Source organism: Arthrobacter phoenicis (assembly GCF_047238215.1).
Classification (GTDB): domain Bacteria; phylum Actinomycetota; class Actinomycetes; order Actinomycetales; family Micrococcaceae; genus Arthrobacter.
The window spans coordinates 2,340,124-2,365,902 of record NZ_JBDFMK010000001.1 but is presented as its reverse complement, the minus strand read 5'-3'; the positions used below and the strand labels follow the sequence as shown (position 1 = coordinate 2,365,902).

23 protein-coding genes are annotated in these 25,779 nt (G+C 69.6%); 10 read left to right on the top strand and 13 right to left on the bottom strand.

Translation table 11 applies throughout. From position 1 onward, the window contains the following. Positions 1 to 67: 67 nt before the first annotated feature. Entirely contained in the window at positions 68 to 529 is a 462-nt protein-coding gene (locus tag ABC337_RS11140; RefSeq protein ID WP_290256073.1) for an Lrp/AsnC family transcriptional regulator, read from the top strand. Positions 530 to 548: 19 nt separating this feature from the next. Here ABC337_RS11140 and ABC337_RS11135 read toward each other — a convergent pair whose 3' ends face one another. The 6 genes from ABC337_RS11135 to paaA all read right to left on the bottom strand — a co-directional run bounded on the left by ABC337_RS11135 (position 549) and on the right by paaA (position 5,540). Then, positions 549 to 1,328 carry an enoyl-CoA hydratase/isomerase family protein gene (locus ABC337_RS11135; protein WP_412883900.1) on the bottom strand — a complete coding sequence of 260 codons (780 nt, stop codon included), beginning with the start codon at positions 1,326 to 1,328 and terminating at the stop codon, positions 549 to 551. Positions 1,329 to 1,367: 39 nt separating this feature from the next. Then, positions 1,368 to 2,588 carry a 1,2-phenylacetyl-CoA epoxidase subunit PaaE gene (gene paaE / locus ABC337_RS11130; RefSeq protein ID WP_412883901.1) on the bottom strand — a complete coding sequence of 407 codons (1,221 nt, stop codon included), beginning with the start codon at positions 2,586 to 2,588 and terminating at the stop codon, positions 1,368 to 1,370. Between the two features lie 15 nt (positions 2,589 to 2,603). Next, positions 2,604 to 3,167 carry a 1,2-phenylacetyl-CoA epoxidase subunit PaaD gene (paaD, locus tag ABC337_RS11125; protein WP_412884943.1) on the bottom strand — a complete coding sequence of 188 codons (564 nt, stop codon included), beginning with the start codon at positions 3,165 to 3,167 and terminating at the stop codon, positions 2,604 to 2,606. A gap of 11 nt (positions 3,168 to 3,178) precedes the next feature. After that, positions 3,179 to 4,051 (bottom strand): 1,2-phenylacetyl-CoA epoxidase subunit PaaC, encoded by an 873-nt coding sequence (paaC, locus tag ABC337_RS11120; RefSeq protein WP_412884944.1) that lies wholly within the window; start codon positions 4,049 to 4,051, stop codon positions 3,179 to 3,181. Between the two features lie 74 nt (positions 4,052 to 4,125). Continuing rightward, positions 4,126 to 4,488 (bottom strand): 1,2-phenylacetyl-CoA epoxidase subunit PaaB, encoded by a 363-nt coding sequence (paaB, locus tag ABC337_RS11115; RefSeq protein WP_412883902.1) that lies wholly within the window; start codon positions 4,486 to 4,488, stop codon positions 4,126 to 4,128. Then, positions 4,485 to 5,540, bottom strand: coding sequence for a 1,2-phenylacetyl-CoA epoxidase subunit PaaA (gene paaA / locus ABC337_RS11110; protein WP_412883903.1), 1,056 nt, complete (start codon positions 5,538 to 5,540; stop codon positions 4,485 to 4,487). The genes paaB and paaA overlap by 4 nt, the downstream gene beginning before the upstream one ends. Positions 5,541 to 5,759: 219 nt before the next feature. Between paaA and ABC337_RS11105 the strand changes: the two genes are divergently transcribed. The 4 genes from ABC337_RS11105 to ABC337_RS11090 all read left to right on the top strand — a co-directional run bounded on the left by ABC337_RS11105 (position 5,760) and on the right by ABC337_RS11090 (position 12,354). Further along, complete coding sequence (locus tag ABC337_RS11105; RefSeq protein WP_412883904.1) at positions 5,760 to 6,878, top strand: LCP family protein; 1,119 nt, start codon at positions 5,760 to 5,762, stop codon at positions 6,876 to 6,878. A gap of 25 nt (positions 6,879 to 6,903) precedes the next feature. Further along, complete coding sequence (locus ABC337_RS11100; RefSeq protein ID WP_412883905.1) at positions 6,904 to 9,144, top strand: S9 family peptidase; 2,241 nt, start codon at positions 6,904 to 6,906, stop codon at positions 9,142 to 9,144. Between the two features lie 122 nt (positions 9,145 to 9,266). Next, the gene (locus tag ABC337_RS11095) at positions 9,267 to 9,935 is read left to right on the top strand and encodes a peptidoglycan-binding protein (RefSeq protein WP_412884945.1); all 669 of its coding nucleotides are present in this window, start codon (positions 9,267 to 9,269) and stop codon (positions 9,933 to 9,935) included. Positions 9,936 to 9,942: 7 nt separating this feature from the next. After that, entirely contained in the window at positions 9,943 to 12,354 is a 2,412-nt protein-coding gene (locus ABC337_RS11090; protein ID WP_412883906.1) for a hypothetical protein, read from the top strand. Between the two features lie 128 nt (positions 12,355 to 12,482). Here ABC337_RS11090 and ABC337_RS11085 read toward each other — a convergent pair whose 3' ends face one another. Both ABC337_RS11085 and pta read right to left on the bottom strand, forming a co-directional pair. Beyond that, positions 12,483 to 13,643 (bottom strand): acetate kinase, encoded by a 1,161-nt coding sequence (locus ABC337_RS11085; protein ID WP_412883907.1) that lies wholly within the window; start codon positions 13,641 to 13,643, stop codon positions 12,483 to 12,485. 9 nt (positions 13,644 to 13,652) lie between these two features. Further along, positions 13,653 to 15,779, bottom strand: coding sequence for a phosphate acetyltransferase (gene pta, locus ABC337_RS11080; protein ID WP_412883908.1), 2,127 nt, complete (start codon positions 15,777 to 15,779; stop codon positions 13,653 to 13,655). A 91-nt stretch (positions 15,780 to 15,870) separates the two neighbouring features. On the opposite strand from pta, the gene ABC337_RS11075 reads away from it, so the two are divergent. The 3 genes from ABC337_RS11075 (at position 15,871) to ABC337_RS11065 (ending at position 18,418) form a co-directional block, all read left to right on the top strand. Further along, complete coding sequence (locus ABC337_RS11075; protein WP_412883909.1) at positions 15,871 to 16,365, top strand: hotdog fold thioesterase; 495 nt, start codon at positions 15,871 to 15,873, stop codon at positions 16,363 to 16,365. 15 nt (positions 16,366 to 16,380) lie between these two features. Continuing rightward, positions 16,381 to 17,730: a phenylacetate--CoA ligase PaaK gene (gene paaK, locus ABC337_RS11070; RefSeq protein ID WP_412883910.1), complete on the top strand. Its 1,350-nt coding sequence runs from the start codon at positions 16,381 to 16,383 to the stop codon at positions 17,728 to 17,730. Between the two features lie 85 nt (positions 17,731 to 17,815). After that, a complete protein-coding gene (locus ABC337_RS11065) occupies positions 17,816 to 18,418 on the top strand; it encodes a TetR/AcrR family transcriptional regulator (RefSeq protein WP_412883911.1) in 603 nt (200 codons plus the stop codon). 16 nt (positions 18,419 to 18,434) lie between these two features. On the opposite strand, the gene ABC337_RS11060 is transcribed toward ABC337_RS11065, so the two are convergent. The 4 genes from ABC337_RS11060 to paaZ all read right to left on the bottom strand — a co-directional run bounded on the left by ABC337_RS11060 (position 18,435) and on the right by paaZ (position 21,883). Next, the gene (locus ABC337_RS11060; RefSeq protein ID WP_412883912.1) at positions 18,435 to 18,803 is read right to left on the bottom strand and encodes a hypothetical protein; all 369 of its coding nucleotides are present in this window, start codon (positions 18,801 to 18,803) and stop codon (positions 18,435 to 18,437) included. Next, positions 18,800 to 19,141, bottom strand: a complete 342-nt coding sequence (locus ABC337_RS11055) for a hypothetical protein (protein WP_412883913.1) — start codon at positions 19,139 to 19,141, stop codon at positions 18,800 to 18,802. Before ABC337_RS11055 ends, ABC337_RS11060 begins: the two co-directional genes overlap by 4 nt. A 56-nt stretch (positions 19,142 to 19,197) precedes the next feature. Beyond that, a complete protein-coding gene (locus ABC337_RS11050) occupies positions 19,198 to 19,605 on the bottom strand; it encodes a VOC family protein (protein ID WP_412883914.1) in 408 nt (135 codons plus the stop codon). Between the two features lie 166 nt (positions 19,606 to 19,771). After that, entirely contained in the window at positions 19,772 to 21,883 is a 2,112-nt protein-coding gene (paaZ, locus tag ABC337_RS11045) for a phenylacetic acid degradation bifunctional protein PaaZ (RefSeq protein ID WP_412883915.1), read from the bottom strand. 187 nt (positions 21,884 to 22,070) lie between these two features. Between paaZ and ABC337_RS11040 the strand changes: the two genes are divergently transcribed. Next, positions 22,071 to 22,487, top strand: coding sequence for a PaaI family thioesterase (locus tag ABC337_RS11040; protein WP_412883916.1), 417 nt, complete (start codon positions 22,071 to 22,073; stop codon positions 22,485 to 22,487). Between the two features lie 47 nt (positions 22,488 to 22,534). Here the strand turns inward: ABC337_RS11040 and ABC337_RS11035 are convergent, their stop codons facing one another. After that, positions 22,535 to 23,593, bottom strand: coding sequence for a LacI family DNA-binding transcriptional regulator (locus ABC337_RS11035; protein ID WP_412883917.1), 1,059 nt, complete (start codon positions 23,591 to 23,593; stop codon positions 22,535 to 22,537). A 138-nt stretch (positions 23,594 to 23,731) separates the two neighbouring features. On the opposite strand from ABC337_RS11035, the gene ABC337_RS11030 reads away from it, so the two are divergent. Beyond that, on the top strand, positions 23,732 to 25,729 hold the full coding sequence (locus tag ABC337_RS11030; RefSeq protein WP_412883918.1) for an adenylyl cyclase: 1,998 nt from the start codon (positions 23,732 to 23,734) through the stop codon (positions 25,727 to 25,729). The last annotated feature ends 50 nt before the right edge of the window (positions 25,730 to 25,779 follow it).

The window sequence follows — 25,779 nt, the reverse complement described above, 5'->3', positions numbered from 1 at the left end:
TCAAACGGCTTACTCTTGAAGACGAATCGTAAGTGTGAGCTGGGTTACCGGCGGGAGTTGAAGACAAATGGCAGGAACCGAATCGGAGCAGGCGGTGCCGCTGGACGAGGTGGACCGGAGCATCATCGCCGAGTTGACTCGGGACGGGCGCATGTCCGTGACCCAGGTGGCGGAAAACGTGCACATTTCCCGCGCCCACGCCTACTCGCGCATCTCCCGGCTTACCGGCGAGGGCGTGCTGACCAAGTTCACGGCCCTGGTGGACCCCATCAAGGCAGGACTGAAGTCCTCGGCCTACGTGACGCTCAAGGTGCGGCAGCATTCCTGGCGGGAGCTTCGCGAGCTGCTGCGGGCCATCCCGGAGGTGCACCACATCGCGTTGGTTGGCGGGGACTTCGACGTCATCCTGCTGGTGCGGGCCGTGGACAACGTGGATCTGCGCCGGGTGATCTTCGACCAGCTGCAGTCCATGCCGGGGGTGCTGGATACCCAGACGTTCCTGGTCTTCGAGGACCTGGACACGCGCTAGGCTCCCGGCGTGCTAAGCCTCAGCCCTTGAAGACCGGCGTGCGCTTCTCCTGGAAGGCCAGGAAACCCTCGGCGTAGTCCTCGCTCTTGCAGAGCCGGGCCTGTTCGGAGTTCTCCTCCGCCATGGACTGCCAGAGGCCCAGCCGCTGATCGCGGATGTGGGCCACCAGTTCCTTGCTGGCGGTGAAGGCGCCGGTGGGCCCGGCGGCGACCTTGGCGACGATGCCGCGGGTGGTCTCCAGCAGCTCGTCCGCCGGGAGCGCCCGGCTGAAGAGCCCCTGCGCCACCGCCTCGGTGCCGGAGATCAGCTCGGCGGTGTAGATCAGGTCCAGGGTGCGGTGCATCCCGAGGCGCTCGGTGAAGTACCAGTGGCCGCCGGAGTCCAGGGTGGCGCCGAGCTTGGCGAACGGCGAGCCGAACTTCGCGTTCTCCGCCACGTACACCACGTCCGTGGCGAGCAGCAGTCCCAGTCCCACGCCCAGGCAGGCGCCCTGCGCGGCGGCGAAGGTGGGGGCCGGGAAGGCGCTCATCTTCTCCATCAGCGGCTGCACCAGCCCGCCGAGGTAGGCCTCGGCGTCGTCGTTCGCAGGGGTGACGCCGGCGATGTCCCGGCCGGCGCAGAACGCCCGGCCCTCCCCGCGGAGCAGCAGCGCCCGCACCTCGCCGCGCGCGGCGGCGGCCGCCGCGTCGTCGTAGGCCCGGTCCAGGTCCCGCAGCGCCTGCTCGTCGAGCGAGTTCAGCTTCTGCGGGGCGTCCAGGACGATCTCGGCGACGGCGTCGGCGATGGTCAGGGAAATCATGCGGCTCCTCGGGTAGGGAAAGGCGGGCGTCGAAACGACTTAGACGTCGAAGTCGACGGTGACGCTCGGCGTGGTGGGGTGCGACTGGCAGGTCAGGACGTAGCCCTTGTCCAGTTCATCCTGTTCCAGCGCGTAATTCTCGTCCATCGTGACGGACCCGGTGACCACCTTGGCCCGGCACGTGCCGCAGACGCCGCCGGCGCACGCGAAGGGGACGTCCGGGCGGACCCGGAGCGCGGCGTTGAGGATGGACTCCCGGGCGTGGGTCGGGCTGGCCACCTCGCCCTGCAGCCCGTCGAGGGTGAAGGTGATCTTGTAGGTTTCCTGGGATTCGTCGGCCACCACCGGCCGGCCGATGTTGCCCTCGGGACGGTCCGGCTTGCCGGAGGTGAACAGCTCGAAGCGGATGTGCTCGGGCTTGACCCCGCGGGCGGCGAGGGTGTCGCGGCACAGCTGGACCAGTTCGAACGGGCCGCAGAGGAACCATTCGTCCACGTCGTCGGCGTGGATGGCGGTGCCCAGCAGCGCCTCGAGCTTCTCGGCGTCGATCCGGCCGCTGAGGAGCGGGGCGATCCGCTGCTCGCGGGAGAGTACGTGGTGCAGGGCCAGCCGGGACGGGTACTTGTCCTTGAGGTCCGCGAGTTCCTCGAGGAACATCACGTCCATGGCCGCCTTGTTGGCGTAGATCAGGTCGAAGCGGGTGTCCGGGTGCGCGGCCAGCAGGGTCCGGGCGATGGCGATCACGGGGGTGATGCCGGAGCCGGCGGCGATCGCCACGAAGTTCCCGGCCTCCCCGGCGAGCTGCTCGGGGTTGTTCATGGACGTCATGAGGTTTTGTTCCTGGCCGTCCCGGCCGTGCTTTGAGACGAACGCGCCCATCGGGCTCATCACGTCCAGCACGTCCCCGGTCTTGAGCTCGGCGTTGGCCCAGGTGGAGAACAGGCCGCCCAGGTCCTTCTTGATGGCCACGCGGATCTCGCTGCTGCCGTCCGCGAAGCTGCGCGGCTCCGCGCAGATCGAGTAGCTGCGGCGGATCTCGTGCGGTTCCCCGGCGGCGTCCGGCAGGGTGGTGCGCAGGGCGACGTACTGGCCCGGGAGGTAGTCGAACTGGCCGGCGAGTTCGGCCGGGACGGCGAAGGTGACCTCGATCGCGTCGTCGGTGAGCCGGCGGACCTGGTCCACGGTCAGGGGGTGGAAGGACGCACGACGGCGGCCGGTGGCTGCCGCCGTCTCGGCGGCGGTCTGGCGGACAACGGTCATGGGGGCACCTGTTCCTTACAAGACTTTGAAGTAATCGAACGGTTCCTTGCAGTCCTGGCAGACGTAGAGCGCCTTGCAGGAGGTGGAACCGAAGCGGGTGAGTTCCTTGGTGTGCAGCGAGGAGCACTGCGGGCATTTCACGGCCAGGCTCAGCCGGACCGGGCCGGAGTGGCCGCCGGCGCGGGAGTGGCCGGAGGGCGGGGCGATGCCGTACTGCTCCAGCTTGGCCTTGCCCTCCTCGCTCATCCAGTCGGTGGTCCAGGCCGGGGAGAGCACCAGGTCCACGTCGACGCGCGGGTAGCCGGCGGCGTGGAAGGCCGCGGTGAGGTCGTCGCGGATGGTGTCCATGGCGGGGCAGCCCGAGTAGGTGGGCGTGATGGTGACCCGTACCGCAGGGACCATGCCGCCGTCGTCCGTGTCCGGTTCCTTCGCCACCTCGACATCCCGGAGGATGCCGAGGTCGGCGATGGTCAGGACGGGGATTTCGGGGTCGCAGACCGTCGCGGCGAGGTCCCAGGCCTTCTGCTCCGCGGACTTCGGGCTGGGGGCAGCGTCCGCCGTCGGGTGGCTGAGGTACATCTCGGCCATGGTTACCAGCTCGCTCCGGGATGCTCGCGGGCCAGGACCTGCATCTCGGCGAGCAGGTAGCCCAGGTGTTCGGAGTGCAGGCCGCGGCGGCCGCCGCCGGGGGCAGGCTGGACCTTCGGGACCTCGAGTTCGGCCTCGGCCAGCACCTCTCCGGTCAGCCGGTCGAAGTCGGCGCGCAGGCTGGAAGGCTGGACGGCGACGCCGGCGTCGCTGAGCCGGCCGGTGAGCTCGTCGTCGCGGAACAGTTCGTCCACGTAGGGCCAGACCACGGCCAGGCCGTGGATCATCCGGGTCCTGGATTCCTCCGTGCCGAGAGCCAGGCGCAGCACCCACTGGGCGCTGTGGTCCCGGTGGTAGTCGACTTCCTTGACCGCCTTCGCGGCGATGCCGGCGATCATGGCGTCGCTGGACTGGGCCAGCCGGCGGTACAGCTCGAACTGGTAGTAGCTGACGGCGAACTGCCGGGCGATGGTGACGGCGAAGTCGCCGTTGGGCTGTTCGAAGAGCTGCACGGAGCGGAACTCGTGCTCGCGGCGGAAGTAGGCCAGGTCGTCCTCGCTGCGGCCGTCCAGGCCGCCGGCGTAGGTCAGGAAGGACCGGGCGTGGCCCAGCTGGTCCAGGGCGATGTTGCCCAGGGCAATGTCCTCTTCCAGCTCGGGGGCGCGGGAGATCCAGTGGCTCAGGCGCTGGGCGAGGATCAGGGCGTCGTCACCTAGGCGCAGGGCCAGCTCGGCGGCGTCGGCGTCCGGCGTGGCGGTGCCGCGGCTGACGGCGAGGGCGATGTCCTCGGGGCGGAGGGCGTTGCCGGGGGTGATGCGGGTGGCGCTGGCCATGCCGTCGCCGCCCGCTCCCGCACCCGCGACGCCGACGGAGATATCTCCGTGGCCGGCTGATTCTTCTGCAGGGGCGGGCGATTCCGGGGCGTTAGTGGTGGCTGCTTCGGGGGTGCTCACAGGTGCTTCACGCCCTCGCTCTTGGTGTAGTACGTGGCGTGCCTGTAATCCTTGCCCTGGGGGGACTCGAAGAAGGAGCCCTTGGCGTCCGGATCGGAGGAGGCGATGGCCTCGGCCGGGACCACCCAGATGGAGACGCCCTCGTTGCGGCGGGTGTAGAGGTCGCGGGCGTTACGCAGCGCCATTGCCGCGTCCGGGGCGTGCAGGGATCCGGCGTGGACGTGGGACAGGCCGCGGCTGGAGCGGACAAAGACTTCCCAGATCGGCCAGACGTTGCCGGCGTGGGGTTCGGGGGTTGGGGCCACGGCGACAGGGGTCCCCGGCCGAGCCTGCGAGGTTGGGGCGTCGTTGGGGATCATGCTGCGGCTTCCTTCTCTGCGTTCTTCTTGGCCTGCTTGTCGGCGTAGGCCGCTGCGGCCTCGCGCACCCAGGCGCCGTTCTGGTGGGCTTCGCGGCGCCGTTCCAGGCGCTGGGCGTTGCACTGGCCGCGGCCGGCGATGACCTCGTGGAATTCATCCCAGTCCAGCGGGCCGTGTTCCCATTTCTTCGTTTCCTCGTTGAAACGGATGTCCTCGTCCGGCAGGGTCAGGCCCAGGACCTTCACCTGCTCCATCATCATGCCGACGAAGCGGTTACGGAGCTCGTCATTGCTGAAGCGCTTGATGTTCCAGGCCATGGACTGCTTGGAGTTGGGCGAATCGTCGTCCGGCGGCCCGAACATCATCAGGGCCGGGGCGTACCAGCGGTTCACGGCGTCCTGGGCCATCTGCTTCTGCGCGGGGGTGCCGTGGGAGAGTTCCAGCAGGATCTCGAATCCCTGGCGCTGGTGGAAGGACTCTTCCTTGCAGACACGGACCATGGCGCGGCCGTAGGGTCCGTAGGAGGCCCGGCACAGCGGCACCTGGTTCGCTATCGCGGCGCCGTCGACCATCCAGCCGATCGCACCCATGTCCGCCCAGGTGCGGGCGGGGTAGTTGAAGATGGAGGAGTACTTGGCCTTGCCGTCCATCAGGTCCTGCATCATCTGGTCCCGCGGCTGGCCGAGGGTCTCGGCGGCGGAGTACAGGTAGAGTCCGTGGCCGGCCTCGTCCTGGACCTTGGCCATCAGGATGGACTTGCGCTTCAGACTGGGGGCGCGGGTGATCCAGTTCGCCTCCGGCTGCATGCCGATGATTTCGGAGTGCGCGTGCTGGGAGATCTGCCGCACCAGGGTCTTGCGGTACGCCGCCGGCATCCAGTCCCGGGGCTCAATCCGGGAATCGTCCGCCATCACCTTGTCGAAGTAGGCCTGGCCTTCGGCATCACGGCGGGCCGCGTCCTCGGGGCTCATTTCGTGCCGGCTCTCGAGCCGTGAATCGTGCCGTGCCGGCGAGGGCTCGGCGGGCACTGACTGCAGGGTGTGCGATGCCATGGTTGCTCCTATGCGTTTCCGATAAATAATTACCGACCGTTCGTTCAGGATATGCGGAAGGTTCGGAGCGCGTCAAGCACCGGGCGCCGCGGCGCAGGCGTGTTTCCGGGCCGGGCCGGGCGCCGGTGGTAGCGTCTGCTCCACGCGGACCGGCAGTGCGCCCGGGCCGCGAGGACCACTCCGTGGCGCCGGCAACGGGCCGCGGTGGGAGGGGGCGACGTGAACGACGATGTTCAGGGCGGACAGGGAGAGTCCGGCGGCGAGGCTGGGTCCGGCGGCGCGGCTGCGGCCGACGCCGGGCCGGCCGGTGCCGGGCCGGGCGCGGGTCTTCGACGGCGGCGCATCCTGCTGATCGCCGCCGCGGCCCTGCTGGTGGCAGTGCTGGCGGTGGCCGCCATCCTGCTGGGGCGTCCCCAGCCCGAGCCCGTCCGGCCCGCCGCGCAGCCGACCCCCACGCCGTCGGCCTCCCCCACCCCTACCCCCTCCCCCACATCAACGCCGGAGCCACCGGCGACCGACCTCAACCTCCTGATCATCGGCAGCGACAGCCGGGGCAATGCCCGGGCAGACGCGGTCGCGGGCGCGCCGTCGGACCAGCGCGGCGACGCCCTGATCTTCGTCCACCTGCCCGCGGACCGGCAGCACGTCTACGGCATCTCGATCATGCGCGACCTCTGGGTGGACATCCCGGACCACGGGCAGGCCAAGGTCAACGCGGCATTGGAACTCGGCGGTATCGACCTGCAGACCAGGACGGTCGAGGCCCTGCTGCAGACTCACATCGACCACACGGTGATGGCCGACTTCGAAGGATTCGCCGCCCTGGCGGATGCCGTCGGCGGCATCGACGTGGACGTGACGCTGCCGTTCACCTCCACCCTGGAATCCGGCCACACGTTCACACCCGGGATCAACCACCTCACCGGTCCGCAGGCCCTGGACTTCGTCCGCGAGCGCAAAGCCTTCGCCGACGGCGACTATCAGCGGGTCAGGGACCAGCAGACTTTCCTCAAGGCGGTCCTGGCCAAGGCGGTGGGCGGCGGCGCCCTGGCGGACCGGGCCACGGCGCGCGCCTTCGTCACGGGCGTCCTGCCGCACGTGTCGGTCACCCCGGGACTTACCCTGGACACCCTGGAACGGCTCTCCTACAGCATGCGCGGCACCCCGCCCGGGAACGCCGCCTTCTTCACGTTGCCGACGGCGGGAATAGGCACCAGCACGGACGGGCAGTCGATCGTGCTCCAGGACCCGGCGGCCACCGCCGAGGTGGCTGCCGCCCTGGCGGCAGGGACCCTGCCGGACTACATCGCCGCGCACGGTTTGCAGAACGGGAACTGACGGGGGTCACGGGTAGATTGGGTCCATGACTGAGACTCCCGCCGCCGGCAGCCCGTCCGCCCCCACCCAGGCCGCTCCGCAGCCGCCCGTCGCCCGGAAGGTTCCCACGCTCCGCACCCACCACGGGGATGTGTTCGAGGACAACTACGAGTGGCTGCGGGACAAGGAATCCGCCGAGGTCGTGGAACTGCTGAAGGCCGAAAACGCCTACCAGGAGGCCGTCACCGCGCACCAGGAGCCGCTGCGGCAGGCCATCTTCGAGGAGATCAAGGGCCGGACCCAGGAAACGGACCTCTCGGTACCCAACCGCAAGGACGGCTGGTGGTACTACACCCGCTCGGTCGAGGGCAAGGAATACGGCATCCAGTGCCGTGTCCGCGCCCAGGACAGCGGCGACCCGGTAGCGGACTGGACTCCGCCCGCCGTCGAGGTCGGCGTCGACATCCCCGGCGAGGAGGTCCTGCTCGACGGCAACATCGAGGCCGAGGGCAAGCCGTTCTTTTCCATCGGCGGCGCCGCCGTCACCATCGACGGGAACCTCTACGCCTACGCCGTGGATAACGCCGGCGACGAACGCTTCACGCTGCGGATCAAGGATCTGCGGACCGGCGAACTGCTGCCGGACGTGATCGAGAACGTCTTCTACGGGCTCTCCTTCTCCCCCGACGGCACCCGGATCTTCTACACCGTGGTGGATGCCTCCTGGCGGCCCTACCAGGTGAAGTCCCACGTCCTCGGCACCCGCGTGGCGGAGGACGAAGTGATCTACCAGGAGGACGACGTCGCCATGTGGCTCGGCTTCGAGCTCTCCGCGGACCGCCGCCACCTGGTCCTGGGCATCGGCTGCTCCGAGTTCAGCGAGACCCGGCTGCTGCGCTTCGATGACCCCGCCGCCGGCCTCACCACCGTCATCTCCCGCGACGAACGCATCCTCTACGAGGCCGAGCCGTTCCTGCTCGCCGACGCCTCCGGCGCCCCGCGCGAGACCATCCTGCTGACCCACAACAAGGACGCCATCAATTCCATGGTGTCCCTGGTGGACCCGGCCGAGCTCGCCAAGCCGCTCGCGGAGCAGCACTGGCAGACCGTCGTCGCTCACTCCGACGACGTCCGCGTCAACGGCGCCGGCGTCACCGCCACCCACCTGGTGCTCTCGATCCGGAAGGACACAATCGAACGCGTCCAGGTGGTGCCGCTGGCCGGCCTCGGCACGCCGGACCAGGCCCCCGCCGTGGAACCGGCCTTCGACGAGGAGCTCTACACCGCCGGAGTGTCCGGCTCGGACTACGAGGCGCCGGTGATCCGGATGGGCTACACGTCCTACTTCACCCCGTCCCGCGTCTATGATTTCGTGCTGCCGACGCCGGAGCGGCCCGCCGGCGAACTGCTGCTGCGCAAGGAAAGCCCGGTGCTGGGCGGCTACTCCGCCGCCGACTACGTCGCCACCCGGGAATGGGCGGAGGCCTCCGACGGCACACGGATCCCGCTCTCGGTGCTGCGGCACGCCTCCGTGGCCCGGGATTCCAGCGCGGCCGGCCTGGTCTACGGCTACGGTTCCTATGAGATGAGCATGGACCCGGGCTTCGGGATCGCCCGGCTCTCGCTCCTGGACCGCGGGATCGTGTTCGTCATCGCGCACATCCGCGGCGGCGGCGAGCTGGGCCGGCACTGGTACGACGACGGCAAAAAGCTGCACAAGAAGAACACGTTCACGGATTTCATCGCCGCCACGGACTGGCTGGCCGGCTCCGGCTGGGTGGACCCGGCCCGGATCGCGGCGATGGGCGGCTCGGCCGGCGGGCTGCTGATGGGCGCCGTCGCGAACCTCGCGCCGGAGAAGTACGCCGCCATCGTCGCCGCTGTCCCGTTCGTGGATGCGCTGACCACCATCCTGGACCCGGAGCTGCCGCTCTCGGCCCTGGAGTGGGAGGAATGGGGCAACCCGATCACGGACCCCGAGGTGTACGCGTACATGAAATCGTACACCCCGTATGAGAACGTCCACGCCGCCGCGTACCCGAAGATCGCGGCCGTGACCTCGTTCAACGACACCCGGGTGCTCTATGTCGAGCCCGCCAAGTGGGTGCAGCGGCTGCGCGAGGTCAACACCGGGAGCGAGCCGATCGTGATGAAGATCGAGATGGACGGCGGCCACGGCGGCGCGTCCGGCCGGTACGTGCAGTGGAAGGAACGGGCCTGGGACTACGCCTTCGTGGCGGACTCCCTGGGCGCCACGGAACTGCTTCCGGGTGCCGGGCTGAAGTAGCCCGCCTGGGTGGTAGTAAAAATTCATCACCATGCTTACTATTGAGCGTCGCTAGGCGCCTTGGGGACACTGCCCGCTGGGGGCAGCAGAACCGGCGCCGGGAAATGGAGCCAATCGTGAGCATGGAATCTGCCGCCAACGGACTGTCCGATGAGGAACTAATGGCCGAGGGTGCCACCCCGCTGCCGGATAAGGAAGTCGCCTCCGTCCTGGACCTCAACGCCGACCTCAACCTCGGCATCAGCGCCGCGGCGCCGATCGACCTCGGCGTCGCGGCCAACGCCAACGTCGCCGCCCCGATCGACGCCGCAGCCTCCGCCAACGTCCTCTCCTTCGGCTCCGAGTCCCAGGCGCTGGCCGATCAGGGCACCCTGATCACCCAGGGCATCACCGGCGACGCCACCGCGCACTCGGTTCAGGACAGCGGCATCGACCAGGGCACCGCCACCCCCACGGACACCACCGGAACGACCGATCCCGCCGGCACCACCGCCGCCACGGATCCGACCACCACCACGACGGCCGACCCGACCGCCGCCGGCGCCCTGAACGGCAACCTGCTCAACGTCGACGTCAACCTCGACGCGAACGCCGGCATCGCCGCCCCGATCAACGGTGCCGTGGCCGCCAACGCCAACGTCGCCGCCCCGATCGACGCCGCCGTCGGCGCCAACATCGGCTCGATCGACAGCAACGCGACCGCCGTCGCCCAGCAGGACGCCATCATCAACCAGGACATTAACGGCAACGCCACCGCCGGTGCCGAGCAGCAGTCCACCCTGAAGCAGTAATCGGTTCATGACAAGTGTGCAGGGCGGGCCGTCCACGCAGGACGGCCCGCCGGCTACTGCCCCCGGCCCCGCCGCTCCCGCCGGCACGCTCCCGCCGCCGGCATTGGCCGACGGGGTCCAGCTCCTGGGCGAGACCAAGGGCTCCGGATACAAGCAGGCCCCTTCCCTGGTCCGGCGTGCCGACGGCCAGACCATCCAGCTGACCAGGCTCCTGTACCTGGTGCTTGAGGCCGTGGACGGCCGACGCGGCCTCGAGGAGATCGCCGCCCACGCCGGGGCTGCCGCCGGCAAACCGATCAGCGCCGCGAACGTGCGGACCCTGATCAACCAGCAACTGCTGCCGCTGGGGCTGTTGCGGCTGGCGGACGGCTCGCAGCCGGAGGTCCGCAAGGCCAACCCGCTGCTGGGCATGAGGTTCCGCTACTCGGTCACGGATCCCGAACGCACCCGGAAGATCACGGCACCGTTCGCCGCCCTGTTCAACCCGCTGATCGTCGTGGCGGTGACCGTGGCCTTCCTGGCGATCTGTTGGTGGGTCCTCATGGTCAAGGGCCTGGCCTCGGCCACGCACGAGGCCTTCGCCAACCCGGGGCTGGTGCTGCTGATCTTCGTGGTCACCGTCCTGTCCGCCGGCTTCCACGAGTTCGGCCACGCGGCCGCCGCCCGCCGCGGCGGCGCCACGCCCGGGGCCATGGGCACCGGGCTGTACCTGATGTGGCCGGCCTTCTACACGGACGTCACCGATTCCTACCGGCTGGGACGGGCCGGCCGGATCCGCACCGACCTCGGCGGCCTCTACTTCAACGCCATCGTCGCGGTGGCCATCATGGGCATCTGGTGGGCCACCGGCTTCGACGCCCTGCTCCTGGTGGTAGTCACCCAGATCCTGCAGATGGTCCGCCAGCTCATGCCCATGGTCCGCTTCGACGGCTACCACATCCTTGCGGACGCCACCGGCGTGCCGGACCTTTTCCAGCGGATCAAGCCCACCCTCCTGGCGCTGATTCCGTGGCGCAAAACCGACCCGCAGGCGCAGCTGCTCAAACCTTGGGCCCGCGCCGTCGTCACGATCTGGGTCCTGGTCACCGTGCCGTTGCTGCTCTTCAGCCTGGTGACCATGGTCCTCACGCTTCCCCGCGTCGTGGGCACCGCCTGGGACAACGGCGGAAAACAGCAGGCCGCCCTCGCCCACAGCCTGTCCACCGGCGACCTCACGGACGCCGCCGTGCGGGTCCTGGCCCTGATCTGCATCGCGCTGCCCGTGGCCGGCATCTTCTACATCCTGGTCCGGTTGGGCCGGCAGCTCGTCACCGGGCTGTGGCAGAAAACCCGGGGCAAGGCCTGGCAGCGCGGTGTTGCCCTCACCGCGGTCGCCGCCCTCGTGGCAGGCCTGGCCTGGGCATGGTGGCCCGCCGGAGGGACCTACCGGCCCGTCCAGCCGTACGAGCGCGGGACGCTCACCGACGCCACCACCGCCATCTTCCCAACCACCGCCGGCCACGACCTGAAGCAGGGCCAGGCGGGTCGGACCGTGGCGCTCTGGCCTCAGGGCGCCCGCAAGCCCACCCGGGAAGACCCGCAACTGAGCATGGTGCTGGTCCCGCGGAATGCTGCGACGGCTCCCGGCTCCGGCCAGTCCGGGGCGGCGGCGCCGTCGTGGGTCTTCCCCTTTGATAGGCCGGCCGCCCCCGACGACGGCGGGAACCAGGCCCTCGCCGTGAACACCACAGACGGATCTGTCGTCTATGACGTCGCCTTCGCTTTGGTGTGGGCCGACGACGGCGCCGACGTCCTGAACACCAACGAGGCCTACGCGTTCGCGAGCTGCAAGGACTGTGCGGCCGTGGCGGTGGGATTCCAGGTGGTGCTGATTGTGGGGCAGGCCGACGTCGTGGTGCCGCAGAACCTCTCCACCGCCGCGAACTACAACTGCGTCCGCTGCCTCACCTATGCCCTCGCAAACCAGTTGGTCCTGACCCTGGACGGACCGCTGAGCGCCGATGGCATGGCCAAACTGAACGCGCTCTGGCAGCAGATCGCCGACTATGGCCGGAACCTGCAGAACGTGCCGCTCTCGGAGATCCAGGGGACGCTGGAGGGCTTCAAGAAGCAGATCATGGAGGTGGTCCAGTCCGACCCCAGCGCCAAGCCGCGCGGTGCAACGGCTACGGCATCTCCGGGTGGGACGGGCACTCCGACGGCGCCGGCAACCGCTTCCCCGGAAGCCACGCAGACGCCAACCACCGGCGCCACGGAGCAGTCCGCTCCGGGTGAAACGGTCGCGCCCGGACCGGCCGAAACGACCGTCCCGGCTCCCACTGTCTCGGCCGTCCCCAGCCAGCCGGCCGGCGGCGCCGTCGCACCCGCCCCGGTCGCGACGTCGGCCGCCCCCACGGGCACAGCCGCCCCGTCGCCGTAGGGGGCTGAGCACGGGTCTGTATGCCAGAAATGGCCGCTATGGCACTCCCATAGCGGCCGTTTCTGGCAAGTCGACGGCTTCACTAGCGCGAGCGTTCCAGCGGCGCCGGCCCCGAAACCGCTCCGTGCCTACCGGGAAGCGGAGACGACGGCGGCGGTCGCCTCGGCGATGGCGCGCTCCTCGTCGGTGGGGACCACCAGCACCGGGATGGCGGACTCCGGCGTCGAGATCACCCGCGGTTCCTTTGAGCGTTCCCGGTTCAGGGCGGTGTCCAGTTCGATGCCCAGCGCGCCGAGCCGTTCGGCCACGAGGTTCCGGAACTGGTGGGAGTTCTCCCCGATGCCGGCGGTGAAGACCAGCGCCTTCGCCCCGCCGACAGCCACGTGGTAGCCGCCGATGTACTTGGCCAGCCGGTAGGAGGCCACCGCGAGCGCCATGGCGGCCTTCGCGTCCCCGGCCTCAGCGGCCTCGACCACGGAGCGCATGTCGTTGTTCCCGGCCAGGCCCTTGAGCCCGGACTGGCGGTTGAGCATGGAGTCGATGTCCTCGGCGGACCAGCCCGCGCGGCCCAGGAAAACCAGGATCGAGGGGTCCAGGTCGCCCGAACGGGTGCCCATCACCAGGCCCTCGAGAGGCGTGAACCCCATCGACGTGTCGATCGACTTCCCGCCGTGGATCGCGGTGACGGAAGCACCGTTGCCCAGGTGGGCAATCACGGCGTCGAACTCCTCCACCGGCACGTCCAGCAGGGCTGCGGCCCGGTGCGCAACGTACTCGTGCGAGGTGCCGTGGAAGCCGTACCGCCGGATGCCGTGGTTGGTGTACAGCACATCCGGTACCGCGTACCGCCAGGCGTGCTCGGGCAGGGTGCGATGGAAGGCGGTGTCGAACACGGCCACCTGCGGCAGGTCCGGCCACTTCTTCGCGATGGCCCGGATGCCCAGGACATTGGCCGGATTGTGCAGCGGCGCCAGCGGGTTGAGCCGCTCGATGGCACGGGTGATCTCGTTGTTGATCAGTTCCGGCTCGGCGAACCGTTCGCCGCCGTGCACCACGCGGTGGCCCACGGCGTCCAGGGCGCGGTCCCCCAGCGCCTCGTGGATGGCGCCGTCGACCAGTTCCAGCGCTTCGGCGTGGTCCCGGGGGCCCTCGACGGCGCCGTCGCCGCCACCGCCGTTGCCCATGCCGATCCGTTCCACCAGCCCCTCGGCCAGGACACTGCCGGCCTCCACGTCACGGACCTGGTACTTCAGCGAGGACGAACCGGAGTTGATGACGAGCACGAGCACGGGGGCCTCCTAGGCCTGGGCGTCGACGGACTGGGCGGGCTGGGGCACTTCGCGGGATGCGGCTGCCGGAACGGACTGGGCCTGGATGGCGGTGATAGCGACGGTGTTCAGGATGTCGTCCACCGTGCAGCCGCGCGAAAGGTCGTTGACCGGCTTGCGCAGGCCCTGCAGGACCGGCCCGACGGCGACCGCCCCGGAGGACTGCTGCACCGCCTTGTACGTGTTGTTGCCGGTGTTCAGGTCCGGGAAGATGAACACCGTCGCCTGGCCGGCCACGGTGGAACCGGGCATCTTCGAGGCCGCGATCGATGCGTCAACGGCGGCGTCGTATTGGATGGGCCCCTCGACGGCCAGGTCCGGACGGCGTTCTCGGACCAGCTCGGTGGCCTTGCGGACGGCCTCCACGGCCTCCCCGGAGCCGGAGCCGCCGGTGGAGTAGGACAGCATCGCCACCCGGGGTTCGACGCCGAACTGCGCGGCGGTCTCGGCCGAGGCGAGGGCGATGTCGGCGAGCTGTTCGACGTTCGGCTCGGGGTTCACGGCGCAGTCGCCGTAGACCAGTACGCGGTCCGGCATTAGCATCAGGAACACGGAAGAAACGATCTTGACGCCCTCGCGGGTCTTCACGAACTCCAGGGCCGGCCGGATGGTGTGCGCCGTGGTGTGGGCGGCGCCGGAGACCATGCCGTCAACCACGCCCAGCTGCACCATCATGGTGCCGAAGTAGCTCTCGTCCTGCATCACCTCCAGCGCCTTCGCCAGGTCCACTCCCTTGTGCGCGCGCAGCTCGGCGTACTTCTCCGCGAAGCCCTGGCGCAGCTCCGAGGTGGCCGGGTCCACGATGTTGATCCCGGCCAGGTCGATGCCCTGGGTGGCGGCGAGCTCGCGGACCTCGGCCTCGCGGCCCAGCACCGTCAGGTCGCAGACGTCGCGGCGGTGCAGGATCTCCGCGGCCCGCAGGATCCGCACGTCCTTGCCCTCGGGCAACACGATGTGGCGGCGCTGCGAGCGGGCCCGCTCGATCAGGTCGTGCAGGAAACGCAGCGGTGTCATCCGCTCCGGCCGCGGCAGGTGCAGCCGCTCCAGCAGTTCGGCCTCGTCCACCTGCTTGGACCACAGGCCCAGCGCGGAGGCCACCTTGCGGCGGTGCCCGGACCAGATCTCGCTGCGGACCTCGGAGACGCGCTTGGCGGTCACATAGGTGTCATCCGGGGCGGCGAAAATCGGGAACGGCGCCTGCGCCAGCAGAGAGTAGATGGTGGGATCGGGGGCCAGGCCGCCGGTAAGGATGAGCGCGGACGGGACCGGGAACTCCGGCGAGAAGGAGGACGCCAGGCAGGCAACCAGCACGTCGGCGCGGTCGCCCGGGACGATCACCAGGGCGCCGTCGTCGAGCACGTGCAGGAAGTTCGCCACGTTCATGGCCGCCACCTTCACCGAGTGCACGTCCCGCTCCAGGTCAGGCAGGCCCGCCACCTGGCCGAGGCCCAAGGCGGAGGCCACCTCGCCGGTGGTGGGCCGGGCAATGTCCTCCAGCTCCGGGAAGACGTAGACCGGGCGGCCAGACGCGCCGGGCCGGACCGCGGCCGCGATCCCCTCCAGGTCCTCCGGTTCGGCGCGGTTGACCATGATCGCCAGCAGCGTGCAGCGCTCGGCGATGAGTTCCTTGCGGGCCACCTCGACGGCGTCGGCGGTCTCCGCGACGGTGCGGCCCTTGGCCCCCACGACGGCGACGACGGGTGCTGACAGGTTGTTGGCGAGCCGGGCATTCAGGTCGAATTCGACGGCGGCGTCCTGGCCGGTGAGGTCCGTGCCCTCGATGATGATCACGTCGGAGTGCCGGCCCATCTCGGCGAAGATCTCGACGCAGCGGGAGTCGATCTCCTCCCGCTTGCCCTCGGCGAGGAGGCTGCGGACCTCCTCGAACGTCAGCCCGCTCCGGCACCGGGCGTCGTCGAGGTCGAAGCGTGCCTTCATCAGCGACACCATGGGGTCGACGTCAGCGTGGCCGTGGACGACGGGTTTGAAAAAGCCGATGCGGTCCGCGTGCCGGTGCAGCGTGTCCGCGAGGCCCAGGGCGACGAGGGACTTGCCGGATCCCGGCGTGGTTGCGCTGACGTAGATTCCCTTGGCCATGTGTCCCAGCATACTTACACCCCTTGACAGCGGGGCCCGCGATGGGATTACCTAATGAACATTCGGTAAATAAAGCTGGAGGCAACGACGCATGGCTGAACTGACAATTCCGGGGAAGACCCACCCGCTCCTGAACAACGACTATGCCTCCGAGTGGATGGGCATTGAAGTCCTCGGACTCGCCGACGGCCACGCCACGCTGCGGATGCCGCTGCGTCAGGAAATGCTCAACGGTTTCGGGATGGCCCACGGCGGGATGATCTTCGCCTTCGGGGACACCGCCTTCGCCCTGGCCTGCAACCCCGCCGCACCCGCACCCGGCGGAGCCGGGGATGACACTGGGACTATGACGGTGGCCTCCGGCGTCGACATCAACTTCATCAAGTCCGCCTACCGCGGCCAGGTCCTCACCGCCGTCGCCAACCGCCGCGCCAGCACCGGCCGCAGCGGCATCTACGACGTCCAGATCTACGCCGCCGATCCCGACGCCGTCGACCTCACCGCAGCATCCCCCTCCACCCCCGCCGGCGCGGGAGAACTCATCGCCGAGTTCCGCGGCCGCAGCCGCACCATCTCCAAGAAATAGAAACGTAGGACGCAGATGACCACCCCCACCGCTGAATCCGCCCTCGCCACCAGCGACGCCGTCCTGGACCGCGAAGAAACCATCTCCCGCGACGAGCTCGAGGCCCTCCAGCTCTCCCGGCTCCAGCACACCGTGGCCTACGCCTACGACAGGGTCCCGCTGTACAAGCGGAAGTTCGACGAGGCCGGGGTGCACCCCACCGACCTGCGCGAACTCTCGGACCTGGGGAAGTTTCCGTTCACCACGAAGGAAGACCTCCGCCTGGAGTACCCGTTTGGCATGTTCGCGGTGCCGCAGAACGAGGTAGCCCGGATCCACGCCAGCTCCGGCACCACCGGCCGCGCCACGGTGGTGGGCTACACCAAGCAGGACCTCGCCGACTGGGCCAAGCTCGTGGCCCGCTCCCTCCGCGCCTCCGGCGTCCGGCCCGGCATGAAGGTCCACAACGCCTACGGCTACGGCCTGTTCACCGGCGGCATGGGCGCCCACGCCGGCGCCGAGGCCCTGGGCTGCACGGTCATCCCGATCTCCGGCGGCCAGACCGAACGCCAGATCCAGCTCATCCAGGACTTCGAGCCGGACGCCATCCTGGCCACCCCCACCTACCTGCTGACCATCGCCGACGCCATGATCAAGCAGGGCATCGACCCGGCATCCACCTCGCTGAAGTACGCGGTGCTCGGGGCCGAGCCGTGGACCGAGGAGATGCGGCACGAACTCGAGGTCACCATGAACCTCAAGGCCTGCGACATCTACGGCCTCTCCGAGGTCATGGGCCCCGGCGTCGCCGGCGAGGCCGTCGAGACCCAGGACGGCAGCCACATCTGGGAGGACCACTTCCGGCCCGAGATCATCGACCCGTTCAACCCGGCCGTCGGCGTCGAGTCGGTGCTGGGCGACGGCCAGCACGGCGAACTGGTCTTCACCTCGCTGACCAAGCAGGCGCTGCCGATTATCCGCTACCGCACCAAGGACCTCACCCGGCTGCTGCCCGGCACGGCGCGTCCCGCGCACCGCCGCATGGGCCGGATCACGGGCCGTAGCGACGACATGATCATCCTGCGCGGCGTGAACCTTTTCCCGTCCCAGATCGAGGAAATCGCGCTGCGGATCCCGGAGCTCAGCCCGCACTTCCAGCTGGAACTTACCCGTCCCGAGGGCCAGCGGATGGACCAGCTCACGGTCAAGATCGAACGGCGCGACGCCGTCTCGGTGGAGAGCAGCGCTACGGCGGCGAAGGTGCTGCAGCAGCAGATCAAGATCCACGTCGGCTCCTCCTGCGCCGTCGACGTCGTCGAACCCGGCTCCCTGGAGCGCTCCAACGGCAAGCTCCGCCGGATCTACGACATGCGCCCCAAGGGCTGAGAACCGCCCGAACTATTCCGGCCCGGCAGCCGCGTCGCACCCCGGCGCGGCGGCCGGGCCGGCCCGTCATGAGAAACTAGCGAGTATGCCCACTTCAGCTACCACCAAGCGCGGCCGGCCCGGCTACGACCAGCAGTCCGTGCTGATGATTGCCGTCGATGTCTTTAACCGGCACGGCTACGACGCCACGTCGATGGGCATCCTCGCCGAGAACCTGGGCATCTCCAAGTCCGCGATCTACCACCACGTCCCCTCCAAGGGTGACCTGCTGAAGCTCGCGCTCGACCACGCCCTGGGCGGCCTCGAGGCCATCCTGGACCGGCCCGAGGCGCAGACCGGTTCCGCGGACGCCCGGCTGGAGTTCGTGCTCCGCGAGACCATCTCGGTGCTCGTGGAGCGGCTGTCGTTCGTCACCCTCCTGCTGCGGCTCCGCGGCAACACCGAGATCGAACGGGACGCCCTGGCCCGCCGCCGCACCTTCGACCACAAGGTCGCCGCACTGATTTCCGCCGCCCGCGACGAGGGCTCGCTCCGCCAGGACATCGACCCGCGGACCGTTACCCGCCTGCTGTTCGGCACCATCAACTCGATCGTCGAGTGGTACAAACCCGGCGGCTCCCTCTCCCCCGAGAAGCTCGCCGACGACGTCATCACCATGGCCTTCCACGGCCTCCACGTGCCGGACTAGCCCCTCGGCGGAGGCCCTAGCCGGGAACGATTCCCGGGAACCCGCGGACGGCCGCCACCCAGCCCATGTAGGCCAACACCCCGGACAGCGGGATCACCGCCATGACCAGCACCACGGAGCGGTCCCTCGCCAGGACCAGTGCCGCAAGGTTGGTGAGCGCGGCGACGGCCACGACGGCGGCCTGGAACACGCTGTTGGCAAACACCGCCCGGGGCGATTCAAAGAAGGTCCCGGCGCCGGCGAGGTACGTCACCAGATACCACGACGGGAACAGCCAGAGCGGAAATCCGAGCATCACGACGTCGACGGCGAGGGCCACCCTCCCGGTGCGGGTGGTGGGCCACCAGGTCCTCGGACGTCCGCCCGGCTTGGCCGCCGTCGTCACAGGACGGCTCCGCCCCGGGCGGTCACGATCCACCAGATGAGGCTCATCAAGGCCGCGGACAGGATCACGGTAAAGGCAGCGACCAGGAGGGACCGCTCCTTCGCCAGCAAGATGGCGCCCCAGAGCGCGGCCACGGAGCAGGCCAGCATGGCGACCACCACGTCGTCGGAAGCTCCCGCCATGAACACAGCCTGACCCAAACCCACCAGAGTCCAGAAGGGCGACAGCACCGCGAGGTAAGCCAGCATCAGGGCCACCTTGCCGGTGCGGGTGGTGGGGAACCAGACACGACGCCGGCTGCGGGAGTCGCCTGCCGGCCGGGGAGTCGACTGCGTCATGCGCGCACCACTCCCCGCCGTCCCGCCAGCGTTGGCCCGCACCGAAGTCGGCCCGCTCAGAGCTGGTAGTCAGCCGGGCCGGGCAGGTTCTCGTGGATGCAGAGAACGTTGTGCTCGGTGTCCATGAACCACGCGCACTTCTCGGAGTCCGTGGTGCAGATGTGGTTCTCGGTCTTGAGTCCGGGAAGGTCGTAGTCCTGGAACGTGACGCCCCGGGCTTCCATGTCCTGAACCGTGCGTTCGATGCCGCTGACCTCGAAGCTCAGGGCGGTGTGCTCGGAGTGCTTTCCGTCCGTGACCGGCATGAGCTGGAGCAGCGGGCCGCCGTCCGAACCGAAGATTTCGCTGCCGTCGCCTGCCACGCCGCGGTGTGGGAGTCCCAGGGTGTCCGCGTAAAAGTGCCGGGCACGCGCCGCGTCGTCGACGGGCAGGATGGTTGTGGCTTTGTTGAGTACCAGGGACATGACGCCACCTCCTACGGGCACGATGGTACGCCGGAGAGGGGCTGGAGGAACGGGCACTTCGCCCCGTCCTCCCTCACATCCGGTGGCCCGACGACGGACGCCCCCTCACAGCGTGAGGGGGCGTCCGGTGGGAAGACGCCAGATCTGAGGGAACGCCGGGATGGGGTTACTTTTCGACCAGGGTGAGGACGTCGTACGTGGCCACGATCTCATCGTTCTGGTTGGTCAGGACGGCATCCCAGGCCACCTCGCCGTATTCGTCGGTCTCGCGCGGGGTGATCTTCTTGGCCGTCAGGGTGACCCGGATGGAGTCCCCGGCGGCCACCGGCGTGATGAAGCGCAGGTTCTCCAGGCCGTAGTTGGCCAGCACCGGACCCGGGGCGGGTTCCACGAACAGCCCGGCTCCCCAGGAGAGCAGCAGGTAGCCGTGCGCCACGATGCCGGGGAAGAACGGGTTGGCCTCGGCCGCTTCCTGGTTGGTGTGCGCGTAGAAGGTGTCGCCGGTGGAGTTGGCGAACGTGGTGATGTCCTCCAGCGTCACCTCGCGCAGCCCGGAACGGACGGCATCGCCGATGCGCAGGGTCGCCAGCGGCTTGCGGAACGGGTGCAGGCCCTCGGTCTCGACGGTGAAGTTGCGGTCCGCGCCGGTGTGCCAGACGCCGGTGACGGCGGTGAGCATGTTGGGCGAGCCCTGAATGGCGGTGCGCTGCATGTGGTGCATCACCGAGCGGATGCCGCCGAGTTCCTCACCGCCGCCGGCCCGGCCGGGGCCGCCGTGGACCAGGTGCGGGACCGGGGAACCGTGGCCGGTGGAGCTGCGGGCATCCTCGCGGTTGAGCATCAGCACACGGCCGTGGTGCGCGGCGATGCCGGTGACCAGTTCGCGAGCCACGTCGGGGTCGTTGGTGCAGACGGAGGCGACCAGGGAGCCGCCGCCGCGGGCGGCGAGGCGGACGGCGTCGGCGATGTCGCTGTAACCGATCACGGACGAGACCGGGCCGAAGGCCTCCAGCGAGTGGATCTCCTCGGCCTCGGGGTCGGCCCAGCGCAGCAGCACCGGCGACATGAAGGCGCCCCCTTCGACGACGCCGACGCTCCCGTCCGCGCTGGTGACCTTCGGGGCGTCGAGGGAGCCGTAGGCCAGCTCACCGCCGGCGTCGAGCATGGACTGGACGGCGGCGCGCACATCGGCGAGCTGCTCAAGGGAGGCGAGGGCACCCATCGTGACGCCCTCGGCCCGCGGGTCGCCAAGGACGACGCGTTCGTTGATCCGCTCCCCCACCGCGGCGGCGACGTCCGCGACAAGCTCCTGCGGCACGATCGCGCGGCGGATCGAGGTGCACTTCTGGCCGGCCTTGGCGGTCATCTCGGTGACGAGGGACTTGACGAAGGCATCGAATTCGGGCGTGCCCTTGACGGCGTCGGGGCCGAGGATGGCGGCGTTGAGCGAGTCCGTCTCGGAGGTGAAGCGGACGCCGCCCTTGACCACGTTGGGGTGGGACTTCAGCGTGTTGGCGGTGGACGCCGAGCCGGTGAAGGCGACCAGGTCGCGGTAGTCGAGGTGGTCCAGCAGGGTGCGGACGGAGCCGGACACCAGCTGCAGGGAGCCCTCGGGCAGGATGCCGGACTCATCGATCGCCTTCACCACGGCCGCGGCGACGTAGCCGGTGGGGGTCGCGGGTTTGACGATAGTGGGGACACCGGCGATGAAGGCCGGGGCGAGCTTCTCCAGCATGCCCCAGACCGGGAAGTTGAAAGCGTTGATCTGGACCGCAACGCCGGGGATCCGCGTGTAGATGTGCTCGCCGGCGAAGGAGCCGTCCTTGGACAGGATCTCCATCGGCCCGTCCACCACCACCTGGGAGTTGGGCAGCTCGCGGCGGCCCTTGGAACCGAAGGTGAAGAGCACGCCGATGCCGCCGTCGATGTCGATCATGGAGTCGACCTTGGTGGCGCCGGTCTGGGCGGAGAGGGCGTAAAACTCGTCCCGGCGGCCGTTGAGGTACTGGGCGAGTTCCTTGAGCTTGAGGGCACGCTGGTGGAACGTCAGCCGGCCGAGTGCCGCCTGCCCGGTGGTGCGGCCGTAGTCGACGACGGCGGCGAGGTCCAGGCCCTCGGTGCTGACCCTGGCGAGCAGCTCCCCCGTGCTGGCGTCCAGGACCGGGGCGGCGGAGGCGGCGGCTGCTGCGTCCGGCGTCCACCAGGAACCCCGGACGAAGCTGGGGACGATTTCGGCGGTATCCACGGCGGATGCGGGAGCTGTTGCAGTGGTGGTCATCGTTGACGGGTCCTTCCAACGCGGGGCAAGAGCAGCACGTCCGGAACATTACTGACCGGCCGTTCGGTAATATGACCACAGTACATGACTAAGGCCTGCGGCACACTAGTACCGCGGGACCATTGCGGGCCCGCCCCGGCCCTGTTCCGGTTCCGCCCCGACCCGTCCCGAACCTGAGGAGACCCCGATGACCACCCAGCCCGGCGCCAACGAGCCCTGGAAGATCATCCTCGGCGAGCTCGACGAGAAGATGGGCGTGAAGATCGTCGAGGAATCGGTTCAGCGCGTGGTGGCCACCATGCCCGTGGAGGGCAACCGTCAGTCGTTCGGCCTGCTGCACGGCGGCGCATCGCTGGCCGTGGGCGAGGCCGTCGGCTCCTGGGCCGCGGTGAAGCACGCCAGCACGCTGGGCAAGACGGCCGTCGGCGTCGACGTCTCCGCCACCCACCACAAGTCCGCCCGGGAGGGCCTGGTCACCATCACCGCGACGCCCATCCACCTGGGCGGCACCGTCACCACCCACGAGGTGGTCATCAGCAACGCCGCCGGCGAGCGACTGTGCACGCTCCGGATCACCAACCTGCTGCTGGACCGGAAGGGCTGAGCCGGGGCGCCGAGGCTGAGGTCGGGGCCCCTTCAAGGGGGAACCGGCTAGCGGGCGGCCGGCTCCGTGCTGGCCCGGGCCACCAGGCGTGCCGGGAAGATCAACGGCTCGCGGCCGGCCCCGGGGTTCTCGATGTCGGCCAGCAGCAGGCGCCCGGCCTGCGCGGCCATGTCCACGGTGGGCTGGTTGACCGTGGTCAGGGGCAGTTCCCCCGGCCCGGACAGGTGGTCGTCAAAACCGACGACGGCGACGTCGCCGGGCACCGTGCGGCCGGCCGCCTGCAGGGCCGTGATGGCACCCCGGGCCATCAGGTCGGACGCGGCGAAAATACCGTCGATGCCGCGATCGCGGGCCAGCAGCCGGGCGGCGGCCTCGGTGCCGCCGGCCGCCGTGAAGTCGCCCGGCTCCTCAGGGCCGGCCGGCAGCCCGGCATCCTTGAGGCCCGCCCGCCAGCCCTCGAGCCGGTCCGCCGCGGCGGTCATGTCCAGCGGACCGGTGATGGTGGCCAGCCGGCGGCGCCCGGTGGCGGCCAGGTGCAGCGCCGCCTGCCGGGCGCCCTCGAAGCTGTCCACGTCCACGTAGTGGATGCCCAGCCCGGTGTCCCAGGGCCGGCCGATGAAGACGGTGGGCAGCCCGGAGGCCGCCAGCTCTTCCGTCCAGCCGTCCGTCTTGTGGTGCGAGACGACAATGGCGCCGTCGACGTGGCCGCCGCGCAGGTAGCGGACCGTCCGGGACGGGTCCCCGCCGGCCCGGGACATCAGCAGGACCAGCTGCATGTCCGTCTCCCGCAGCGCCTCGGTCACCCCGGTAATGACCGCGGCAAAGAACGGGTCCATCATGACCCTGGCATCGGGTTCGTTGATGACGAGCGCGATCGAGGACGTCCGGCGCGTGACCAGGCTGCGGGCCGCCCGGTTCGGGGTGTAACCCAGGGAGATCACGGCGGCGTCCACGGCGGCTTTGGCCTCCGGGCTGACCCTGGAGCCGCCGTTGATCGCCCGGGAGGCGGTGGAACGGGACACGCCCGCCGCCGTCGCCAGGTCTTCAAGCGTGGGAGTGGGACGGGCCGCTCCCGGCCGGGATCCGTGGTGGGTCTGTGCGCTCATCACCTTGAGAATACGGGATCCGGCCGGGGATGAGGCCTTGTCCGGGATCCGGGGCCGGTGTTACGCTTCCCCGGATGGGAGCGCTCCCACAACCTTCCGCACGGAGCCCCGCCACCCCCACAGAGAGCAGGCCGAGCAATGCCGCTAGCCCACTTCCCGTCCCACCCGGCGTCCCCGCCGGGCCTCCGCACCTCCCCGCACGGCGCAGGCCGGCTAATCGTCGGGGGTGTCGTCGCCCTCGCCGCGGCCCTGGCCGGCAGCACCGCGGCCACCGCCGCCGTACCCGCCGGGACCGGCCCCGCGCCAGCCGCCGTCGTCGTCCCGGCAGCCCCCGCCACCCCTGCGGCGCAGCCCACTCGGGCGCAGTCCGCTCCAGCGCAGCCCGCCGCGGTGGGCAAGCCGGCACCCGGCGCCGCGTCCGCGTTCGGCCCCAACGTCCGGGTCTTCGATCCGAGCATGCCGGTGGCGCAGATCCAGGCCACCGTCGACGCCATAGCCGCCCAGCAGGTCGACGACGAGATGGGCACCAACCGCTACTCGCTGCTCTTCAAGCCCGGCACCTACGGCACCGCGCAGACACCTCTGATCATCCAGGTGGGCTACTCCACCGAGGTGGCGGGCCTGGGCAACTCCCCCACCGACGTGACCATCAACGGCCACGTGGACACCTACAACCGCTGCCTGACCGCGGACAACTGCATCGCCCTGAACAACTTCTGGCGGTCCGTCTCCAACCTCACCATCAACGTCACCGGCCTGGATGGCTGCCGCGCCTCGGCCAACTTCTGGGCCGCATCGCAGGCCTCGCCGATGCGGCGGGTCAACGTCACCGGCGGAAACCTCACCCTGATGGATTACTGCACCGCCGGCCCGCAGTACGCCAGCGGCGGCTTCATCGCCGACTCCAAGACCGGGTCCGTGATCAACGGCTCCCAGCAGCAGTACTACGTCCGCGACAGCAGCCTCGGCGGCTGGTCCAACGCCGTCTGGAACCAGGTCTTCTCCGGCGTCAACGGCGCACCGGCGCAGTCCTTCCCGGACCCGCCGTACACCACACTGGCCAACACCCCGGTCAGCCGCGAAAAGCCGTACCTGGCCATCGACGGCGCCGGCAACTACAGCGTGTTCGTTCCCTCCGCGCGGCAGAACTCCTCCGGCACCACCTGGGAGAACGGTCCGACGGCGGGACGCAGCGTGCCGCTCTCCGACTTCTACGTGGCCACGCCCGCCGATTCGGCCAAGGACATCAACGTCCAGCTGGCCCGCGGCAAGAACCTGCTCTTCACCCCGGGCGTGTACAACATCGACCGCACCCTCGAGGTCAAGCGTGCCGACACCGTGGTCCTGGGGCTCGGCATGACCACCCTGACCGCCGTCGGCGGCGCCGTTCCACTGGAGGTCGCGGACGTCTCCGGCGTCCAGGTCGCCGGCCTCACCATCGACGCCGGCACCGTGAACTCCCCGGCGCTGATGCGGCTGGGTAAGGCCAAGGGCAACGCCTCCCACACGGACGCCTCCGGCAAGCACGGGGACCCGGCCAACCCCACGGCCCTGCACGACGTGTTCTTCCGCATCGGTGGCCCGCACGTGGGCAAGGCCTCCGTCAGCCTCGAGGTCAACAGCGACGGCGTGCTCCTGGACCACATCTGGGCCTGGCGCGCGGACCACGGCAACGGCGTGGGCTGGGACACCAACACGGCGGACAACGGCGTCACCATCAACGGCGACGACGTCACCGCCACCGGCCTGTTCGTGGAGCATTACCAGAAGTACAACGTGACCTGGAACGGTGAGCGCGGACGGACGGTCTTCTTCCAGAACGAGCTGCCCTACGACGCTCCGAACCAGGCCGCCTGGCAGCACGACGGCGTCCTCGGCTGGGCCGGGTACAAGGTGGCCGATGCGGTCCGGTCCCACGAGCTCTGGGGCGGCGGCAGCTACGTCTACACCAATGTGAATCCCTCGATCCACGCCACCCGCGGCTTCGAGGTCCCGGTCACCCCGGGCGTGAAGCTGCACGGGCTACTGACCGTGAACCTGGGCGCGGGAACGCTGGACCACGTGGTCAACGACACCGGCGCCCCGGTGACCACCGCCGAGGTGGGCAAGCCAAGCTACGTCGCGAACTTCGGCTAAACGCAAAGCGCGGCCGGACCCTGGAGGCCCCGTCCCACCGGGCTTTGTTG

What these genes read in the sequence shown, in the direction of transcription:
- ABC337_RS11075 (WP_412883909.1), top strand. Translation starts at nt 15,871, where the DNA reads ATGGCTGAACTGACAATTCCGGGGAAGACCCACCCGCTCCTGAACAAC.
- paaE (WP_412883901.1), bottom strand. Translation starts at nt 2,588, where the DNA reads ATGACCGTTGTCCGCCAGACCGCCGCCGAGACGGCGGCAGCCACCGGC.
- paaZ (WP_412883915.1), bottom strand. Translation starts at nt 21,883, where the DNA reads ATGACCACCACTGCAACAGCTCCCGCATCCGCCGTGGATACCGCCGAA.
- paaB (WP_412883902.1), bottom strand. Translation starts at nt 4,488, where the DNA reads ATGATCCCCAACGACGCCCCAACCTCGCAGGCTCGGCCGGGGACCCCT.
- pta (WP_412883908.1), bottom strand. Translation starts at nt 15,779, where the DNA reads ATGGCCAAGGGAATCTACGTCAGCGCAACCACGCCGGGATCCGGCAAG.
- ABC337_RS11135 (WP_412883900.1), bottom strand. Translation starts at nt 1,328, where the DNA reads ATGATTTCCCTGACCATCGCCGACGCCGTCGCCGAGATCGTCCTGGAC.
- ABC337_RS11090 (WP_412883906.1), top strand. Translation starts at nt 9,943, where the DNA reads ATGACAAGTGTGCAGGGCGGGCCGTCCACGCAGGACGGCCCGCCGGCT.
- ABC337_RS11140 (WP_290256073.1), top strand. Translation starts at nt 68, where the DNA reads ATGGCAGGAACCGAATCGGAGCAGGCGGTGCCGCTGGACGAGGTGGAC.
- ABC337_RS11040 (WP_412883916.1), top strand. Translation starts at nt 22,071, where the DNA reads ATGACCACCCAGCCCGGCGCCAACGAGCCCTGGAAGATCATCCTCGGC.
- ABC337_RS11035 (WP_412883917.1), bottom strand. Translation starts at nt 23,593, where the DNA reads ATGAGCGCACAGACCCACCACGGATCCCGGCCGGGAGCGGCCCGTCCC.
- ABC337_RS11050 (WP_412883914.1), bottom strand. Translation starts at nt 19,605, where the DNA reads ATGTCCCTGGTACTCAACAAAGCCACAACCATCCTGCCCGTCGACGAC.
- paaD (WP_412884943.1), bottom strand. Translation starts at nt 3,167, where the DNA reads ATGTACCTCAGCCACCCGACGGCGGACGCTGCCCCCAGCCCGAAGTCC.
- paaK (WP_412883910.1), top strand. Translation starts at nt 16,381, where the DNA reads ATGACCACCCCCACCGCTGAATCCGCCCTCGCCACCAGCGACGCCGTC.
- ABC337_RS11100 (WP_412883905.1), top strand. Translation starts at nt 6,904, where the DNA reads ATGACTGAGACTCCCGCCGCCGGCAGCCCGTCCGCCCCCACCCAGGCC.
- ABC337_RS11030 (WP_412883918.1), top strand. Translation starts at nt 23,732, where the DNA reads ATGCCGCTAGCCCACTTCCCGTCCCACCCGGCGTCCCCGCCGGGCCTC.
- ABC337_RS11055 (WP_412883913.1), bottom strand. Translation starts at nt 19,141, where the DNA reads ATGACGCAGTCGACTCCCCGGCCGGCAGGCGACTCCCGCAGCCGGCGT.
- ABC337_RS11065 (WP_412883911.1), top strand. Translation starts at nt 17,816, where the DNA reads ATGCCCACTTCAGCTACCACCAAGCGCGGCCGGCCCGGCTACGACCAG.
- paaA (WP_412883903.1), bottom strand. Translation starts at nt 5,540, where the DNA reads ATGGCATCGCACACCCTGCAGTCAGTGCCCGCCGAGCCCTCGCCGGCA.
- ABC337_RS11095 (WP_412884945.1), top strand. Translation starts at nt 9,267, where the DNA reads ATGGAATCTGCCGCCAACGGACTGTCCGATGAGGAACTAATGGCCGAG.